General features: G+C 73.3%; 13 protein-coding genes. 10 read left to right on the top strand and 3 right to left on the bottom strand.

All coding sequences use genetic code 11. From position 1 onward, the window contains the following. The first annotated feature begins 44 nt into the window (after nt 1–44). The 7 genes from ruvB to BM051_RS22045 all read left to right on the top strand — a co-directional run bounded on the left by ruvB (nt 45) and on the right by BM051_RS22045 (nt 8945). Entirely contained in the window at nt 45–1154 is a 1110-nt protein-coding gene (ruvB, locus tag BM051_RS22075; protein WP_092533872.1) for a Holliday junction branch migration DNA helicase RuvB, read from the top strand. A gap of 205 nt (nt 1155–1359) precedes the next feature. Continuing rightward, a complete protein-coding gene (gene yajC, locus BM051_RS22070; RefSeq protein ID WP_092533675.1) occupies nt 1360–1755 on the top strand; it encodes a preprotein translocase subunit YajC in 396 nt (131 codons plus the stop codon). 339 nt (nt 1756–2094) lie between these two features. Then, nucleotides 2095–3864, top strand: coding sequence for a protein translocase subunit SecD (gene secD, locus BM051_RS22065; protein ID WP_092533672.1), 1770 nt, complete (start codon nt 2095–2097; stop codon nt 3862–3864). An 82-nt stretch (nt 3865–3946) separates the two neighbouring features. After that, on the top strand, nt 3947–5149 hold the full coding sequence (secF, locus tag BM051_RS22060; protein ID WP_243859710.1) for a protein translocase subunit SecF: 1203 nt from the start codon (nt 3947–3949) through the stop codon (nt 5147–5149). Next, nucleotides 5146–5691 carry an adenine phosphoribosyltransferase gene (locus BM051_RS22055; protein ID WP_092533666.1) on the top strand — a complete coding sequence of 182 codons (546 nt, stop codon included), beginning with the start codon at nt 5146–5148 and terminating at the stop codon, nt 5689–5691. Before secF ends, BM051_RS22055 begins: the two co-directional genes overlap by 4 nt. Before the next feature lie 109 nt (nt 5692–5800). Next, complete coding sequence (locus BM051_RS22050; protein WP_092533869.1) at nt 5801–8140, top strand: RelA/SpoT family protein; 2340 nt, start codon at nt 5801–5803, stop codon at nt 8138–8140. A 25-nt stretch (nt 8141–8165) separates the two neighbouring features. Then, nucleotides 8166–8945, top strand: coding sequence for an enoyl-CoA hydratase/isomerase family protein (locus BM051_RS22045; RefSeq protein WP_092533663.1), 780 nt, complete (start codon nt 8166–8168; stop codon nt 8943–8945). A gap of 3 nt (nt 8946–8948) precedes the next feature. Here BM051_RS22045 and BM051_RS22040 read toward each other — a convergent pair whose 3' ends face one another. Both BM051_RS22040 and BM051_RS22035 read right to left on the bottom strand, forming a co-directional pair. After that, complete coding sequence (locus BM051_RS22040; protein WP_243859697.1) at nt 8949–9779, bottom strand: aminotransferase class IV; 831 nt, start codon at nt 9777–9779, stop codon at nt 8949–8951. Next, the gene (locus BM051_RS22035; RefSeq protein WP_092533657.1) at nt 9763–10602 is read right to left on the bottom strand and encodes a peptidylprolyl isomerase; all 840 of its coding nucleotides are present in this window, start codon (nt 10600–10602) and stop codon (nt 9763–9765) included. The genes BM051_RS22040 and BM051_RS22035 overlap by 17 nt, the downstream gene beginning before the upstream one ends. A gap of 256 nt (nt 10603–10858) precedes the next feature. Between BM051_RS22035 and BM051_RS22030 the strand changes: the two genes are divergently transcribed. Then, nucleotides 10859–11515 carry a hypothetical protein gene (locus BM051_RS22030; RefSeq protein WP_092533654.1) on the top strand — a complete coding sequence of 219 codons (657 nt, stop codon included), beginning with the start codon at nt 10859–10861 and terminating at the stop codon, nt 11513–11515. Here BM051_RS22030 and BM051_RS22025 read toward each other — a convergent pair. Then, entirely contained in the window at nt 11487–13031 is a 1545-nt protein-coding gene (locus tag BM051_RS22025) for a YibE/F family protein (RefSeq protein WP_092533652.1), read from the bottom strand. The genes BM051_RS22030 and BM051_RS22025 overlap by 29 nt on opposite strands. A 118-nt stretch (nt 13032–13149) precedes the next feature. Here BM051_RS22025 and BM051_RS22020 point away from each other — a divergent pair, with 118 nt between their 5' ends. Together BM051_RS22020 and BM051_RS22015 are read left to right on the top strand one after the other, a co-directional pair. Beyond that, nucleotides 13150–14085, top strand: a complete 936-nt coding sequence (locus BM051_RS22020; RefSeq protein WP_243859696.1) for an alpha/beta hydrolase — start codon at nt 13150–13152, stop codon at nt 14083–14085. 123 nt (nt 14086–14208) lie between these two features. Beyond that, nucleotides 14209–16356 (top strand): intein-containing Rv2578c family radical SAM protein, encoded by a 2148-nt coding sequence (locus BM051_RS22015; RefSeq protein ID WP_092533645.1) that lies wholly within the window; start codon nt 14209–14211, stop codon nt 16354–16356. The last annotated feature ends 33 nt before the right edge of the window (nt 16357–16389 follow it).

Below are 16389 nucleotides of genomic sequence, written 5' to 3'. Positions count from 1 at the left end.
GACGTTCGTGAATGGGCGGACGTTCGTGAATGGGCACTGTGCCGATGGATGACGGAGACGGGGGCGACACCGTGACCGACCTCGACCCGACCGACGAGGCGCTGTCCGCCCTGCCGCAGGTCGGGGAGCGCGAGGTGGAGACCACGTTGCGCCCGCGCCGGCTGGCGGACTTCGTCGGCCAGCCGCGGGTGCGCGAGCAGTTGGAGCTGGTGCTGGCCAGCGCCCGTAAGCGCGGCGTCCCGCCCGACCACGTGCTGCTGTCCGGCCCGCCCGGGCTCGGCAAGACCAGCCTGGCGATGATCATCGCCGCCGAGCTGGACGCCGCCATCCGGATCACCTCGGGACCCGCCCTGGAACGCGCGGGCGACCTCGCCGCGATGCTGTCCAACCTGGTCGAGGGCGACGTGCTGTTCATCGACGAGATCCACCGCATCGCCCGCCCCGCCGAGGAGCTGCTGTACCTGGCGATGGAGGACTTCCGGGTGGACGTCGTGGTCGGCAAGGGGCCCGGCGCCACCAGCATTCCGCTGGAGATCGCGCCGTTCACCCTGGTCGGCGCCACCACCCGGTCCGGGGCGCTGACCGGGCCGCTGCGTGACCGGTTCGGCTTCACCGGGCACATGGAGTTCTACGCCCCGGACGAGCTCGAACAGGTCGTCCGCCGTTCCGCGGCCATCCTTGGCATCGAGGTGCACCCGGACGGCGCGGCCGAGGTCGCCCGGCGCTCCCGAGGCACCCCCCGGATCGCCAACCGGCTGCTGCGCCGGGTCCGGGACTACGCCGAGGTGCGCGCCGACGGCGTCGTCACCCTGGACGTCACCAGGGCCGCGCTGGAGGTCTACGACGTCGACGAGCTGGGCCTGGACCGGCTGGACCGGGCGGTGCTCGGGGCGCTGGTGCGGTCGTTCAACGGCGGCCCGGTCGGGGTGTCCACGCTGGCCGTCGCGGTGGGGGAGGAGCCGGCCACCGTGGAGGAGGTGTGTGAGCCCTACCTCGTCCGCGCGGGTATGCTCGCCCGCACCCCGCGGGGTCGGGTGGCGACGGTGGCCGCGTGGGAGCATCTCGGGATGCGCCCGCCCGCCGGCTCCGCGGTCGACTTCGGCGTGGTCGAGCTCGGCCGCTTCGACCAGTCGGAGCCGACGCTGTTCGACTGAGGTTGTTCGACCGGGGTTGTTCGACCGGGGTTGCGCGGAATCGGCACCGGTGGGAACCGCGGCGGACCGGGTGCGCGCGACTCCGATCGGCCGGCCCGGCGACCTCCGGTGCGGTGGTGCCGGTGGCACCTGGCACACTCGACAAGAGCACATCCCCACAAACCGGACGTCGCCGAGGCGTGCGGCGCCCGCCGAATGGAGAGTCATGGAAGGCCTTTTCCTGCCGCTGTTGCTGATGCTGATCGTCGCGATCCCGCTCATCATGGGCAGTCGCAAGCAGAAGAGGATGGCGCAGCAGCAGCAGGAGCTGCAGAGCAGCTTGACCGAGGGCGACCGGGTGATGACCACCTCCGGCCTCTACGCCACCGTCGCCGACGCCAGCGACGAGACCACCATCGATCTCGAGATCGCCGACGGCGTGGTCACCACGTGGCTGCGTCAGGCGGTGCGCGAGAAGATCGTGCTGGACGAGGACGGCGGCGACACCGACGGCGCCGAGGCCACTGACGAGGTGGAGACCGCCCCCGCGGACACCACCCCGGACACCGCCGAGAAGGTTGAGGCCGAGGTGGCCCCGCCGTTGGAGCACAAGAAGAAGTGAGTCCAGCCGGCGTGGCGGGCCGGCGTCGGCGCCGGGCCAACACTCGCCACACGCGGCAGTCGGTAGGGTCGCCCGGCGCCGACGCGCGCCATCGCGGGAGCACTCGTGTGGCGGGCGGCCCGCGCACCGGTGGCACCTGACCTACCCCAGCGGCGCGCCGGTGAACCGGCACGGCCCGAGCCGGACCGGTCCGTGTTCCCCCGGTCGCGCTCCGCCGTTAGTAGGGCGGTGGGTAGATTAGTGTCTCGGTGTTGCGGGCGTTCGCGGTGACACCGCAGGCCGGGCTCCCGCGCGGCCGCCCCTACCAGCCGAAGACCAGTTCGAGGAGAACGACCGACCGTGGCACCTCCGGCCGGGCAGATCCGCCCGGGACGCTATCTCGCCTTCTTCGCGCTCATCGTCGCCGTGCTGTACTCGCTGGTGTTCCTCACCGGCGACGGCAAGCCGACCCCGAAGCTGGGCATCGACCTCCAGGGCGGCACCCGGGTCATCCTGACCGCGCGCACCCCCGACGGCGGTGAGCCGTCCCGGGAGGCGCTGGAGCGCGCCCGGCAGATCATCGACACCCGGGTCAACGGCATCGGTGTCAGCGGCGCCGAGGTGGTGCTCGACGGCAACAACGTCGTCATCACCGTGCCCGGCGAGGAGGGCGAGCAGGCCAAGAACCTGGGCCGTACCGCCAAGCTCTACTTCCGCAAGGTGATCAACGCGGTGCCCGCCGGTCCTGCGACCGCCCCGGGCCAGCAGCCCCCCGCGGAGGGCCAGCAGCCGCCCGAGGGGCAGCCCGGCGCGGAGCAGCAGCCCGACGCCGGCCAGCAGCAGGGCGACCAACAACAGCAGGGCGCCGACCAGCGGAGTGAGCAGCCCGCCGGTGGCGGTGGCGCACCGGCCGCGGCGCCGGCGCAGAACCCGCCGGACGGCGGTGACGGTGATGGGGTGGTCGACGACCAGACCGCCCAGGAGATCCAGCAGGCCAAGGAGCTACGGCAGAACCCGGCACTGGTGCCGGAGAACCCGGGCGACCCCGCGCAGGCGGCCGCGGCGCAGCAGGCCCAGCAGCAGGCGCTGGTGGCGCTGGACTGCGGCCAGGAGGACCCGCTGCGCGGCAACGACGACCCGAACCTGCCGCTGGTCACCTGCGCCGAGGACGGCACCGAGAAGTTCGTCCTCGGGCCGAGCTTCCTGCCCGGTGAGCAGATCTCCGACGCGACCGCCACCCCCGCCACCGACCAGCCCGGCTGGTCGGTGAACCTGGAGTTCAAGTCCGAGGGCACCCAGAAGTGGGCGGAGTTCACCTCGGCCAATGTCGGTCAGCGGGCCGCGTTCGTGCTGGACACCCAGGTGGTGTCGGCGCCGACCATCCAGGTCGCGATCCTCGACGGCAAGACCCGGATCACCGGGAACTTCAGCCAGACCGAGGCCAAGCAGCTCGCCGACGTGCTCAAGTACGGCTCGTTGCCGCTGTCGTTCGTGTCCTCCGACGCCAAGACGGTGTCCGCGACGCTGGGGCTGTCCTCGCTGCAGGCGGGCCTGATCGCCGGCGGCATCGGCATCGCGCTGGTGTTCGTGTACTGCCTGTTCTACTACCGGATCCTGGGCGTGCTCACCGTGCTGTCGCTGTTCCTGTCGGCGACGGTGGTCTACGCGGTGCTGGTGCTGCTCGGCCGGTGGATCGGGTTCACCCTCGACCTGGCCGGGGTGGCCGGGTTCATCATCGCCATCGGCGTCACCGCCGACTCGTTCGTGGTGTACTTCGAACGGCTCAAGGACGAGATGCGCGAGGGTCGCACGTTCCGGTCCGCGGTGTCCCGCGGCTGGATCCGCGCCCGGCGCACCATCCTCGCCTCGGACGCGGTGCTCTTCCTCGCGTCGGCCGTGCTGTACACGCTGGCGGTCGGCGAGGTCAAGGGCTTCGCGTTCACCCTCGGCATGTCCACCGTGCTGGATTTGAGCGTGGTGTTCCTGGTGACCCACCCACTGGTGGCGTTGATCGCGAGGTCGAAGAGATTGTCCAGCCCGAAGCTCTCCGGACTGGGCGCGGTGCAGCGGCTGGGGGCCAGCCGCCGAGCCGCCGGCCGGGTCCCCGGCGCGGTTGCGAAGGAGGCATGAGGTGGCCGAGGACCGGCAGGACCCGACGCGGGACGGGGGCGACACGGCGGAGCCGACGCCGGCCGAGCCCGGCACCGGGAAGGTGAAGAAGGACAGCGTCTTCCACCGGCTCTACGTCGGCACCGGCGCGTTCGACATCGTCGGCGCCCGCAAGCGCTGGTACGTGGTGTTCGCGGTGCTGATCGCCGTGTGCATCGGCTCGATCGGGATCAAGGGGTTCAACCTCGGGATCGAGTTCGTCGGCGGCACGCAGATCCAGATGCCCGCGCAGGGCGCCAACGGGGAGATCACCCCGGACGAGGCCAAGGAGGTCTTCCGCGACGCGCTGGGCGAGCCGGCCACGGAGGCGCAGCGGGTCGGCGTCGGCGAGGCGGCGACCGTGCAGATCCGCTCGCAGACGCTGGACGTCGCCGAGGTCGGCCGGGTGAAGCAGGCCCTGTTCGACCAGCTGAAGCCGATCGGCGTCACCGGTGCGCCGTCCATCGACGCGATCAGCGACAGCGCGGTGAGCTCGACGTGGGGCGGTGAGATCTCCGAGAAGGCGTTGATCGCGCTGGCCGTGTTCCTCGTGCTGGTGACGATCTTCCTCGCGCTCTACTTCGAACGGCAGATGGCGATCGCCGCGCTGGTCGCGCTGTTGCACGACATCGTGGTCACCGCCGGTGTGTACTCGCTGGTCGGCTTCGAGGTCACCCCGGCGACCGTGATCGGTCTGCTGACCATCCTCGGGTTCTCGCTCTACGACACCGTGGTGGTGTTCGACAAGGTCAAGGAGAACACCCGCGGCCTGCTCGGACTGACCCGGCGCACCTATGGCGAGGCGGCGAACCTCGCGCTCAACCAGACCCTGATGCGGTCCATCAACACGTCGGTCATCGCGCTGCTGCCGGTGCTCGGCCTGATGGTGGTGGGCTACGTCCTGCTCGGCTCCGGCACGCTGCAGGACCTGGCGCTGGTGCAGCTCACCGGCATGCTCGCCGGCGTGCTGTCGTCGGTGCTGCTGGCCACCCCGCTGCTGGTCGACCTGAAGATGCGGGACCCGCGGTTCCAGCAGCAGGCCGAACGGGTGCGGGCCCGGCGGGAGAACGTGGCGCGCAAGGCCGCCGCCGAGCGCGAGGGCGACGAGCTGGACACCACCGACGACGCGGCGCTGGAGACGGAGCTGCGCAGGGAGAAGGCGTACGCCGCCGCGGCGAGCGTGCCCGCCCGCCACCCGAAGACGGCGCCGTCGAAGGCGGCACAGCGCCGGGGCCGGCCGGCCGGCAAGCGCGGCAAGCGCGGATGACCGGCGGCTCCTCCGCCGGGCTCGGCAGGCTCGACACGGCGCTCGACCTGATCGCCGAGGTGCCGGACTTCCCCGAGCCGGGGGTGCTGTTCCGCGACCTGACCCCGGTGTTCGGCGACGCCGCGGCGTTCGCCGCGGTGGTCGACGCGCTCGCCGGCACGCTCGACCCGACGACGGAGCTGCTCGCCGCGATCGAGGCCAGGGGCTTCCTGCTGGCCGCGGCGGTCGGCTACGCCCGCGGGCTCGGGGTGACCCTGATCCGCAAGCCCGGCAAGCTGCCGTCGGTGGACGGCCGGATCGACTACGCCCTCGAGTACGGCACCGCCACGCTGGAGCTGCCGGCCGGTACGGTGCCGGCCGGCAGCCGGGTCGCGGTGATCGACGACGTGCTGGCCACCGGTGGCACGGCCGCCGCCACCTGCGCGTTGCTGGGCGAGGTCGGCGCCGAGGTCACCGGCGTGTCCGTGGTGCTGGAGCTGGCCGGGTTGGGCGGGCGGGAGCGGCTGCCCGCGGTCCGGGTACACGCGCTGCGGGTGCGCTGACCGCTCGTGCGGCGCCGCGCCGCGCCGCCGGGACGCCCGGGGTTACGCTGGGGTCAACGGAACGCGATCGACGGGCGCGGTCCGTGAGCGCGATCAGCGGGAGGTGCGGGTGAGCCAAGAGCTCCACTCCGGTGTGCCGGCCCAACCCGGCTACCCGGCGCGGGCCGCCCAGCCCGGCGCGGCCACCCGGGCACCGTCGGCGACCCGGCGGGTGCGGGCGCGGCTCGCGCGGCGGATCACCGCGCAGCGGGCCGCCTCGGTCAAGCAGGTGTTGGAGCCGCTGGCCGCGGTGCACCGGGAGCTGCACCCGAACGCCGACCTGGCGCTGCTGCAACGGGCCTACGACGTGGCCGAGGAGCTGCACCGCGACCAGCGGCGCAAGTCCGGCGACCCGTACATCACCCACCCGCTGGCCGTGGCGACCATCCTGGCCGAGCTGGGCATGGACACCATCACCCTGGTGGCCGCCCTGCTGCACGACACCGTCGAGGACACCGGCTACTCGCTGGAGAAGCTCAAGGCCGACTTCGGCGACAAGGTGGGCGAGCTGGTCGACGGGGTCACCAAGCTGGACAAGGTCAAGCTCGGGACCGCCGCCGAGGCGGAGACCATCCGCAAGATGGTGATCGCGATGGCCCGCGACCCGCGGGTCCTGGTGATCAAGCTGGCGGACCGGCTGCACAACATGCGCACCATGCGGTTCCTGCCGCCGGAGAAGCAGGCCCGCAAGGCCAAGGAGACCCTCGAGGTGCTGGCCCCGCTGGCGCACCGGCTCGGCATGGCCACGGTCAAGTGGGAGCTGGAGGATCTGGCGTTCGCGATCCTGCAGCCGAAGAAGTACGACGAGATCGTCCGGTTGGTCGCCGACCGGGCCCCGTCCCGGGACATCTACCTGCGCGGGGTGATCGGCGAGCTGACCAAGCACCTCGGCGCGTCCCGGATCACCGCGAAGGTCGAGGGCCGGCCGAAGCACTACTACTCGATCCACCAGAAGATGATCGTCCGCGGCCGCGACCTCGACGACATCCACGACCTGGTCGGCGTCCGGATCCTGGTGGAGGACGTCCGGGACTGCTACGCGGCGATGGGCGTGGTGCACGCGCTGTGGCAGCCGATGCCGGGCCGGTTCAAGGACTACATCGCCCAACCCCGCTACGGCGTCTATCAGTCGCTGCACACGACGGTGATCGGCCCCGACGGCAAGCCGTTGGAGGTGCAGATCCGCACGCACGAGATGCACCGCACCGCCGAGTACGGCATCGCCGCGCACTGGCGGTACAAGGAAAGCCGAGGCACGCACGGTAACAATCCTGCCAACGCGGTGGACATCGACGAGATGGCGTGGATGCGGCAGCTGCTGGACTGGCAGCGGGAGGCCGCCGACCCCGGCGAGTTCCTCGAGTCGCTGCGCTACGACCTGGCCACCCGGGAGATCTTCGTCTTCACCCCCAAGGGAGACGTGATCACGCTGCCGGTCGGGTCCACTCCCGTGGACTTCGCCTACGCGGTGCACACCGAGGTCGGGCACCGGTGCATCGGCGCGCGGGTGAACGGCCGGCTGGTCGCGCTGGAGCGCAAGCTGGACAATGGCGAGGTCGTCGAGATCTTCACCTCGAAGGCCGAGGGTGCCGGGCCCTCCCGGGACTGGCTGGCCTTCGCCGCCTCGCCCAAGGCGCGGGCCAAGATCCGCCAGTGGTTCGCCAAGGAGCGCCGCGACGAGGCGATCGAGGCCGGCAAGGAGTTGATCACCAAGGAGGTCCGCAAGGTCGGGCTGCCGCTGCAGCGCCTGGTGTCGGCCGACTCGATGGGCGCGGTGGCCGCCGAGCTGCGCTACTCCGACATCAGCTCGCTCTACGCCGCCGTCGGCGAGGGCCACACCAGTGCCAAGCACGTCGTGCAGCGGCTGGTCGCGCTGCTCGGGGGCGTCGAGGAGGCCGAGGAGGAGCTGGCCGAGCGGTCCACCCCGTCCACCGTCACCCGGCGGCGCGGCTCGGGCGACGTCGGCGTGGTGGTCAAGGGCGCCAGCGACGTGTGGGCGAAGCTGGCCCGCTGCTGCACCCCGGTGCCTGGTGACGACATCCTCGGCTTCGTCACCCGCGGTGGCGGGGTGAGCGTGCACCGCACCGACTGCACCAACGCCGACGATCTGCGGGCCCAGCCGGAGCGCCTGGTCGAGGTGGAGTGGGCGCCGTCGGAGTCGTCGGTGTTCCTGGTGGCGATTCAGGTGGAGGCGCTCGACCGGCACCGCCTGCTGTCCGACATCACCAAGGTGCTCGCCGACGAGAAGGTGAACATCCTGTCCGCCTCGGTCACCACGTCGCGCGACCGGGTCGCGGTGAGCCGCTTCTCGTTCGAGATGGGCGACCCGAAGCACCTCGGCCACGTGCTGAAGGTGGTGCGCAACGTCGAGGGCGTCTACGACGTGTACCGCGTCACATCCGCTTCCTGACGCGAACGCCGTAGGGTGGGGGCCCATGACCGAAGGGCTCGAGTTCGTCCGGGACGGCGAGGTGGGCCGGCTGACGCTGTGCCGGCCGGCAAAGATGAACGCCGTCAGCTCCGCGATGTGGTCCGCTATTCCGGACGTCGTCGCCGAGGTCGAGCGGGACCGGGACCTGAAGGTGCTGGTGGTCACCGGCGCGGGGGAGCACTTCTCCGCCGGGGCGGACATCGGCGAGTTCCGCGCGCTGCGCTCGTCCGCCAACGGTGCGGCCGCCTACGACCGCGCCGTGGAGGCCGCCGTGCGGGCGCTCGCCGGCTTGCGCAAGCCGAGCGTCGCCGTGGTGCGCGGCAACTGCATCGGCGGTGGCTGCCAGCTCGCGGTCGCCTGCGACCTCCGGCTCGCCGCCACCGACGCCCGCTTCGGCATCACCCCGGCCAAGCTGGGCATCGTCTACGACTTCGAGTCCACCCGCCGGTTGGTGGCGCTGGTCGGGCCGGCGCACGCCCGGTACCTGCTGCTGTCCGCGCGGCTGCTGGACGCCCGCCGCGCTCGGGAGATCGGTCTGGTCAACGACGTGTTCCCGGTCGAGGACCTGCCCGGCGAGGCCGAGGACCTCGTTCGGACGCTGTGCGCGCGCTCGCAGGCGGCGGTGCGCGGGATGAACCGGATCGTGGAGAAGGTTCTGGCCGGTGCCCGGGCCGCCGACGACGAGGTGGCCGAGATCCGGCTGGCCGCGGTGCACGGCGAGGACTACGCCGAGGGCGTCGCCGCGTTCCTGGAGCGCCGCCCACCCCGCTTCACCCACCGCTGAGCGTCAGATCTCGTCCCAGGGGGTGGTGTCGTAGGCCTCGGTGAGCAGTGTGGTGAGCGCGGGGTCGAGGGTGAGCTCCGCGCCGTCGATCGCGGCGACCGGGACGGCCGGTGAGGCCGAGTTGCACAGGAACGCCGCACGCGGCACGCGGGCCTCGGCCAGCGGGACCGGTCGGGTCACGGTCGGCACCCCCACCCGGGCCAGGCCGCGACGCAGCAGCCGCTGGGTGATGCCGTCCAGCATCGGCGCGTCCGGGAACACCACCGTGCCACCGTCGACGAGTACGACGTTCGAGATCGACGCCTCGGCCACGTGCCCGTCGGCGGTGACGAACAGCGCGTCGTCGAACCCGGCGAGCCGGGCGGCGCGGGCGTGGTGGAACAGCCCGAACGTGCCGACGTGCTTGACCTCCGGCAGCTCGCGGGCGTAGCGCACCGAGCGCAGCCGCACCGGGGTGGTCGCCGGCTCGCTCGGCGGGCGCAGCGTCACCAGCACGTCGGGGGCGAGCGGGGCGGTCAGCCCGGTGCGGGGCAACTCCAGCGAGAAGACGTGCACCCGGGCGGAGACGTCGCCCGCGCCGGCCACCGCGTGTCGGAGGTGGTCCCGCACCCGGCCGGTGTCGAGGGCGTGCCCGAACAGCGTGCGGGTGGCGGCGGCCAGCCGGCGCAGGTGCGCCTCGAGCCCACGGACCCGTTCACCGCGCACCTGCATCGCGGTGAAGTGGCCGTAGTTGACCGTGGCCAGCACCGCCAGCTCCGCCGCGGTGGCCGGCCGGCCGTTGAGCTCGGCGGGGAACCCGGCCACCGCGGCCGACGGCTCAGCCGACGGTGACACCGGTGAACCGCAGGGGCGTCTTCGGCTTGCCGGTGCCATCGGGTCCCATCTGGGCCGGGTCGATGCCGTCCCGGGCCACCCGGTCGAGCACCTCCAGCCCGGGGTCGCCGATGTTGCCGAAGACCGTGTAGTCCGGGGACAGCTGGGCTTCGCCGTAGACCATGAAGAATTGACCGCCACCGCTGTTCGGCGCCTGCTTCTTCGCCATCGCCAGGAGGCCGCGCCCGTAGGTCAGCTCGGGGAAGTTCTCGTCGGGGACCGTGTATCCGGGACCGCCGGAGCCATCGCCCTTCGGGTCGCCGCACTGCAGCATCTGCAACCCCTCGGTGCCGAGCCGGTGGCACTCGCTGTCGGTGTAGTAACCCTGCTCGGCCAGGCTGAGGAAGCTGTGCACGGTGCACGGCGCCAGCGCGCGGTCGAGGGTCAGCGGGATGTCGCCGGCGGTGCTGTGCAGGGTGACGTCCACGGTGCCGATGGAGGGCACCTCGCCGCCCTGTGGCGGGCGCACCTCCTTGGCCGCCGGCTCCTCGGTCGGGTACTCGCAGCTCACCGGGTTGGCCAGCGGCTCGGGTCGCACCGGCATCGGCGCCCGCTCGGTGGGAATGTCGATCGGCGGCGTCTCGCTCGTGGTCGGGTCCTGCGCGGCGGCGTCGTCCCCGCCCCGGGTGGCCAGCACGATGATCAACCCGGCGGCCACCACCACGGCGCCGACGGTGACGCCGACCCCGACGATCCGCCGCCGCCGCGCCCGCTCGGCCCGGCGGGCGAGCTGCCGTTCGAGCTTGCGCTTGGCGGCTTCCCGGCGCTGTTGGTTGGTCGCCACGTGCCCCTCCCGAAATCCACTCGACACTTCGACTCACCCGCTCGGCCCGGGTGGCGGCAGTCTATGGCCCCAGTCTGTGAGAGCCCCGTACAGGGGCCGATAGGGTGGGGAGAAACTTCGGTCCCGCCCCGAAAATCGAGGAGGACGCCGTGCTCGTCGTCGGGTGTCCGACCGGCGCGTTCCTGGCCGACCATCGTCCGCCCAGGCGGTGTGGGACCCGTGCCGGCACGGGCGCCGCGTCCGGCGCTGGTGCGGCATGAGCGAGCACGACAGCGGGCCGGCCGAGCCGGAGCGCCTCCCGCTGCACAACGACGATCCCGTCGCCCGGCGCCGCCGCGGCTGCTCAGGGCTGATCGGCGTGGTGGTCTTCGCCGCCGCCTCGGGCGGCATCGCCGGGCTGCTCGGCGGTCGGGTCGCCGGGCTGGTCGCGGCGGCCGTCGTCGGGCTGCCGCTGCTGTACGTGGTGCTGTTCAACCTGCGCCGGCGGGTGTGGCTGGAGGGCAGGACCGTCGTGGTGCGCACCTGGCGGACCCGCCGGATCGACCTCGTCACCGCCGGCCGGATCGACCTGCTGATCACCGACGTGCGTGGCACCCGCACGGTCGCGCTGCTGCTCGACGCGGGGCAGCGCGGCAGGGCGGTCAAGATCGACCTGGCGATCTACGCCGGCACCGGTGGCCGGGAGCTGGGCATCCTCGCGCTGCGCCGGCTCGCCGACGCGCTGGCGAACAACGTCGAGGCCAACGGGATGGTGTTCGCCGAGCTGCTCATCGCGCAGCTGCGGTCGGAGGCCCGTGGCGACGCCGCCGCCGACCGGCCGTTGTACCGGCTGGCCGCGGCGGCCCCGTCCGGCCGGCTCGCCCAGCGGTTCACCCTGGAGGCGGTCAGCCGGTTCGTGGCGACGCTGGACTGAGCGCGCCGTCGGGTTCCTCGCGGGTGGCAACGAGCGCGGCCAGCAGCGTCGTGATCGGCACGGCGGCGATGATCCCGATGCTCCCGGCGAGCGTCCGCACGATCTCCTGCGCGATGTCCTGCGAGGTCAGCACGGTGGACAGGCCGACGCCGGACAGCGTGGCCAGCAGCAGCACCGGCAGTGCGGCGCCGGCGTAGGCCATGACCAGCGTGTTGACCGCCGAGCCGACGTGGTCGCGGCCGATCCGCAGCGCCGCGCCGTACAGCTCGCGCCACCGCAGCGCCGGGTTGGCCCTGCGCAGCTCCCACACGGCGCTGGCCTGGGTGACGGTGACGTCGTCGAGCACGCCGAGCGCGCCGATGACCACGCCGGCGAGCAGCAGCCCGCGGGAGTCGACGCCGTGGCCGAGGGCGGCGATCAGCGTGGCGGTGTCCTCGTCGAGTCCGGTGAGCGCCGCGGTGGCGGAGAAGAGCGCGGAGATACCGCCGATGAGCGTGAGGCTGACCATGGTGCCGAGGACGGCGACCGAGGTGCGCGCGGACAGCCCGTGCGTCGAGTACAGCGCGACGAACATGATCACGCCGGCGCCCGCGATGGCGACCAGCAGCGGGTTCTCGCCGGCCAGGATCGCCGGGAAGACGAAGAGCACCAGCACCACGAAACTCAGCCCGAGCGCGACGAGCGCCATCAGCCCGCGCCACCGGCCGAGCGCGAGCACCGCCGCCGCGAACAGCACGGCCAGCGCGGCGAGCGGGAGGCCGCGCTGGAAGTCGTTGAGCTGGTAGGAGTCCGGGTTGGCGGGGTCGGCGCCGAAGTAGGACAGGACGACCTCGTCGCCCACGGTGAACCGCGGGGTGCTCGGCTCGACCGGGACGATCTTGCGGAGGGTGGTGCCGGGGGCGGCGCCGTCGGTCAGCCGGACTTCGACGTGCCGGCACGCCTCGTCGGTGCCCGGTGCCGGCTCGCCGACCCGCACCCCGCCAGGGGACAGGCACGGCCCGGCGGTGACGCCGGTGACCACGCCGTGCACCGGGGTGCCCGACGGGGTGGCCGAGGTGGGCTCGGGAGCGCCCCAGGGGTACAGCACGACCACCCCGACGACCATCGCCGCCGCGAACGGCGCCAGCAGGGCGGCGAGCAACCGCCGCACCCGCCGGGACGCGGGCGGAACCGGCCCGTGCCCGTGTCCGGTGGCCGCCTCGGTCGGCCGGGGTGGCTCGGGTGGCTCGGGGGCGCTCGGTGGTTCAGGAGCACTGGGTGGTTCGGCGCGGCGGCGCCGGGTCCCACCACCGGCCGGGGGCGGCACGGCGGGCCGGGCCCGCTCCGCCGGACCCGACCGGTGGGCTGCCCGCTCGGCCGGGTCGGTCACCCGGGGTGGCTGGCCAGAGGGTCGGCGCCGCGGCGCGCGGGGCGGCGGGGTTGGAGGCGAGTCCCGCGGGGGCGCCGGCCGACGCGCCGACTCGGCGGGCACGCGCCGGATCGGGCCGGTGTCGTCGTCGGCGATGTCGCGGGGCACCGCGACATCTTCGCCAGGGCGGGCCCCGGCGACCAGCGCGGGGTGACCAGGCCCTCCCGATGCCGGCCGAGCAGGGCCCGACGGCCATCTCTTTATGGCGTAAGTTATTCTGCTCTTCGTGACTTCTGATGGCGCAAAGAGAGGCGTCCGCACGCCCAAGGTGACCCTGCACGACGGAAGCGTCCTCGAGCTGCACGTGCACGGCCACGGACCCACGCTGCTCCTCCCGGTGAACCCGCATCCGGTGACCGGCACCCAGGCCGAGTCCATGCGGGCGGTCGGCGCCGATCCGGAGCTGGGACCCGCACTGGTCGACGGCCTGCGCGACACCGTCCGGGTGGTCGCGTTCGACTACGAGGGCCATGTCATGGCCGCTCCCAAGCCGGACACCCTGACGCCCGCCGCCGTGGCCGCCGACCTGCTCGCGGTGGCCGACGCGGCGGGCGCGGACCGGTTCACGTACTACGGCTACTCGTGGCTGGCGATGGTCGGCCTGCAGCTGGCCCTGCGCACCGACCGGCTCGACGCGCTGGCGATGGGTGGCTTCCCACCGCTGGACGGGCCGTACGAGGCGATGCTGCGGGTCACCACCGCCACCCACGAGCTCGCGACGTCCGGGGGACGGCCGGCGGGATCGGCCGCGCCGGAACCTGCCCAGCCGGAGCCCGCTGAGTCGACCGGCGCCGGGGGAGCCGAGGGGTTCGACTGGGACGCGGCCGAGGTGACGCTGTCGGCGGCGCAGACCCGGCAGTTCGTCACGCTGTACCGCGCGCTCCAAGGCTTCGACGATCGGTCCGCCCAGGGCCGGATCCGCTGCCCCCGGCTCTGCTTCGTCGGCTCGGTCGACGAGATCCCGTACGGCCCGCGGTGGGGTGAGGTGACGGTGGACATCACCGGTCCCGTCGTGCGCCACCGTGCCGAGCTCGCCGACCTCGGCTGGGACGTGCGGGTGCTCGACGGGCTGGACCACGTCCGGGCCATGCGGGCCGAGCACGTCCTTCCGGTCCTGCGGCCCTGGCTGACCGCGGTGTCGGGCCGCCGCGCCGGCGCCTGACCTGCCCTTCTGCTCACCAGGCGCGGTTGTCCACAGGCCCGTCGGAACGCGGTTGACACCTGTTCGAACGTGTGTTCGACTGGCGGTGTGCGATGGGACAGGCAACGTGTGGAGAGGGCCCGGATGGAGGGCCCCGGTGTCGAGGGCGCCGGGCAGACGGGTGACCCCGTCGAGGGCGAGGGCGAGCAGGCGCCGCTCGCCCTGCCCGGCCTGGTCCGCACCGTGCGGTCGCCCGAGTTCGCCGGGGTGACCTTCCACGAGGTGCGGGCGAAGTCGGTGCTCAACAAGGTGCCCGAGACGGCGCGGGTTCCCTTCCGGTGGACGGTCAACCCGTACCGAGGCTGCTCCCACGCCTGCGCCTACTGCCTGGCCGGGGACACGCCGATCCTCATGGCGGACGGGTCGTACCGCGCGCTGGCCGAGCTCACGGTCGGCGACGAGATCTACGGCACGGTCGGGCGAGGGGTGCAGCGGCGGCTGGTCCGCACCCGGGTGCTCGCCCACTGGGCCACCGTCAAGCCGGCGTACCGGGTGACCCTGGCCGACGGGACCCGGCTGGTGGCCAGCGCCGACCACCGGTTCCTCACCGACCGCGGCTGGAAGCACGTCATCGGCACCCGGTTCGGCGCCTCCCAGCGGCCCCACCTGACCACCCGCAACCGCATGGTCGGCACCGGTGCGTTCGCCGTGCCGCCGCCGGACAACGCCGAGTACCGGGCCGGGTACCTGTGCGCGGTGATCCGGGACGACGCCGGGCTCGGCGCGCACCGGTTCCGGCTCGGCGTCACCGACCCGCACGCCCTCGCCAGGGCCCGGCACTACCTGGCCGCGTTCGGGATCCCGGCGGACGAGTCGGTGTACCCGCCCGGCCTGGACGGCCCGCCGCCGGCCCCCGGCGCCTCGGCGGGCTTCGCGGCCGTCGCCGAGATGTTCGGGCTGCCGGACGAGCCGTCGGCGGACTGGCACCGCGGGTTCCTCGCCGGGGCCTTCGACGCCGACGGCCAGCGGGCGCACGGGTTGCTGCGGCTCGGCGGCGACGAGCCCGGCATGGTCGCGCTGCTGCGGGCCGCGCTGGGCCGGTTCGGCTTCCGGCACAGCGTCAGCGGTGGTGCCAGTGGTGGTACGGGAGCCGGTGCCGACACGGGGTCGTGGACGCTGACCGTGTTCGGCGGCCTCGACGAGCACCTGCGGTTCTTCCACTCGGTCGGCCCGGCCGCCGCCGCGAAGCGGGTGCTCGACGGCGCGCCGGTCAGCCCCGGCCGCGGTCTCGGTGTGACCTCGGTCGAGCCGGTGGGGCTGGAGCTGCCGCTGTTCGACATCACCACCGGCACCGGCGACTTCATCGCCAACGGCGTGGTCAGCCACAACTGCTTCGCCCGCGACACGCACACCTACCTCGACTTCGACGCGGGCCGCGACTTCGACACCCAGGTCGTGGTCAAGGTGAACGCCCCGGAGGTGCTGGCCGCGCAACTGCGTCGACCGAGCTGGCCCCGGGAGCACGTCGCGATGGGCACCAACACCGACCCCTACCAGCGGGCGGAGGGCCGGTACCGGTTGATGCCCGGCATCATCTCCGCGCTGGGCCGCTCGGGCACTCCGTTCTCGATCCTCACCAAGGGGACCGTGCTGGGCCGGGACCTGTCGCTGCTGCGCGCGGTGAGCGCGGACGTGCCGGTCGGGCTCGGGGTGTCGCTGGCCCTGCTGGACCGGGACCTGCAGCGCGGCCTGGAGCCGGGCACGCCGAGCCCGCGGGCGCGGCTGGAGCTGGTGCGCCGGATCCGTGACGCCGGGCTGCCGTGCGGGGTGTTCGTCGCTCCGGTGCTGCCGGAGCTCACCGACTCGACGGAGGCGCTCGACGCGCTGCTCGGCGAGATCGCCGCGGCCGGCGCCACCGGCGTCACCGTGCTGCCGCTGCACCTGCGGCCGGGCGCGCGGGAGTGGTTCGGCCGGTGGCTGGCCCGGCGGCATCCCGAGCTGGTGCCGCGGTACCGGCGGCTGTACGCGCGGGGAAGCTACCTCCCGGCCGAGTACCGTCGACGGCTGGCCGACCGGGTAGCCCCGCTGGTGCGCCGCCACGGGCTCGACCGGCACGCGCCGGGGGAGGCCCGCGACACGGTGTCCGGCCAGGCCCGCGACGGCGCGGGGGAGCGGAGGGAATGGCCGCGCGGTGCCGTCCCCGAGCCGGGCCGGGACCGCGGCGGGGACCAGCTGTCGTTGCTCGGTGACGCCGGGAAACCTGGTGGCGGTGCCCCATGGCCGGTTCGTTAGCCTTGACCGTCGGCATGGCCGCGGCCGGCGGTC

Source organism: Amycolatopsis arida (assembly GCF_900115565.1).
Taxonomy (GTDB): domain Bacteria; phylum Actinomycetota; class Actinomycetes; order Mycobacteriales; family Pseudonocardiaceae; genus Yuhushiella; species Yuhushiella arida.
Note: the sequence above shows the minus strand (reverse complement) of the source record. Positions and strands in the feature narration are given on the sequence as shown.

What these genes read in the sequence shown, in the direction of transcription:
- ruvB (WP_092533872.1), top strand. Translation starts at nt 45, where the DNA reads ATGGATGACGGAGACGGGGGCGACACCGTGACCGACCTCGACCCGACC.
- yajC (WP_092533675.1), top strand. Translation starts at nt 1,360, where the DNA reads ATGGAAGGCCTTTTCCTGCCGCTGTTGCTGATGCTGATCGTCGCGATC.
- BM051_RS22055 (WP_092533666.1), top strand. Translation starts at nt 5,146, where the DNA reads ATGACCGGCGGCTCCTCCGCCGGGCTCGGCAGGCTCGACACGGCGCTC.
- BM051_RS22045 (WP_092533663.1), top strand. Translation starts at nt 8,166, where the DNA reads ATGACCGAAGGGCTCGAGTTCGTCCGGGACGGCGAGGTGGGCCGGCTG.
- BM051_RS22030 (WP_092533654.1), top strand. Translation starts at nt 10,859, where the DNA reads ATGAGCGAGCACGACAGCGGGCCGGCCGAGCCGGAGCGCCTCCCGCTG.
- BM051_RS22015 (WP_092533645.1), top strand. Translation starts at nt 14,209, where the DNA reads ATGGAGGGCCCCGGTGTCGAGGGCGCCGGGCAGACGGGTGACCCCGTC.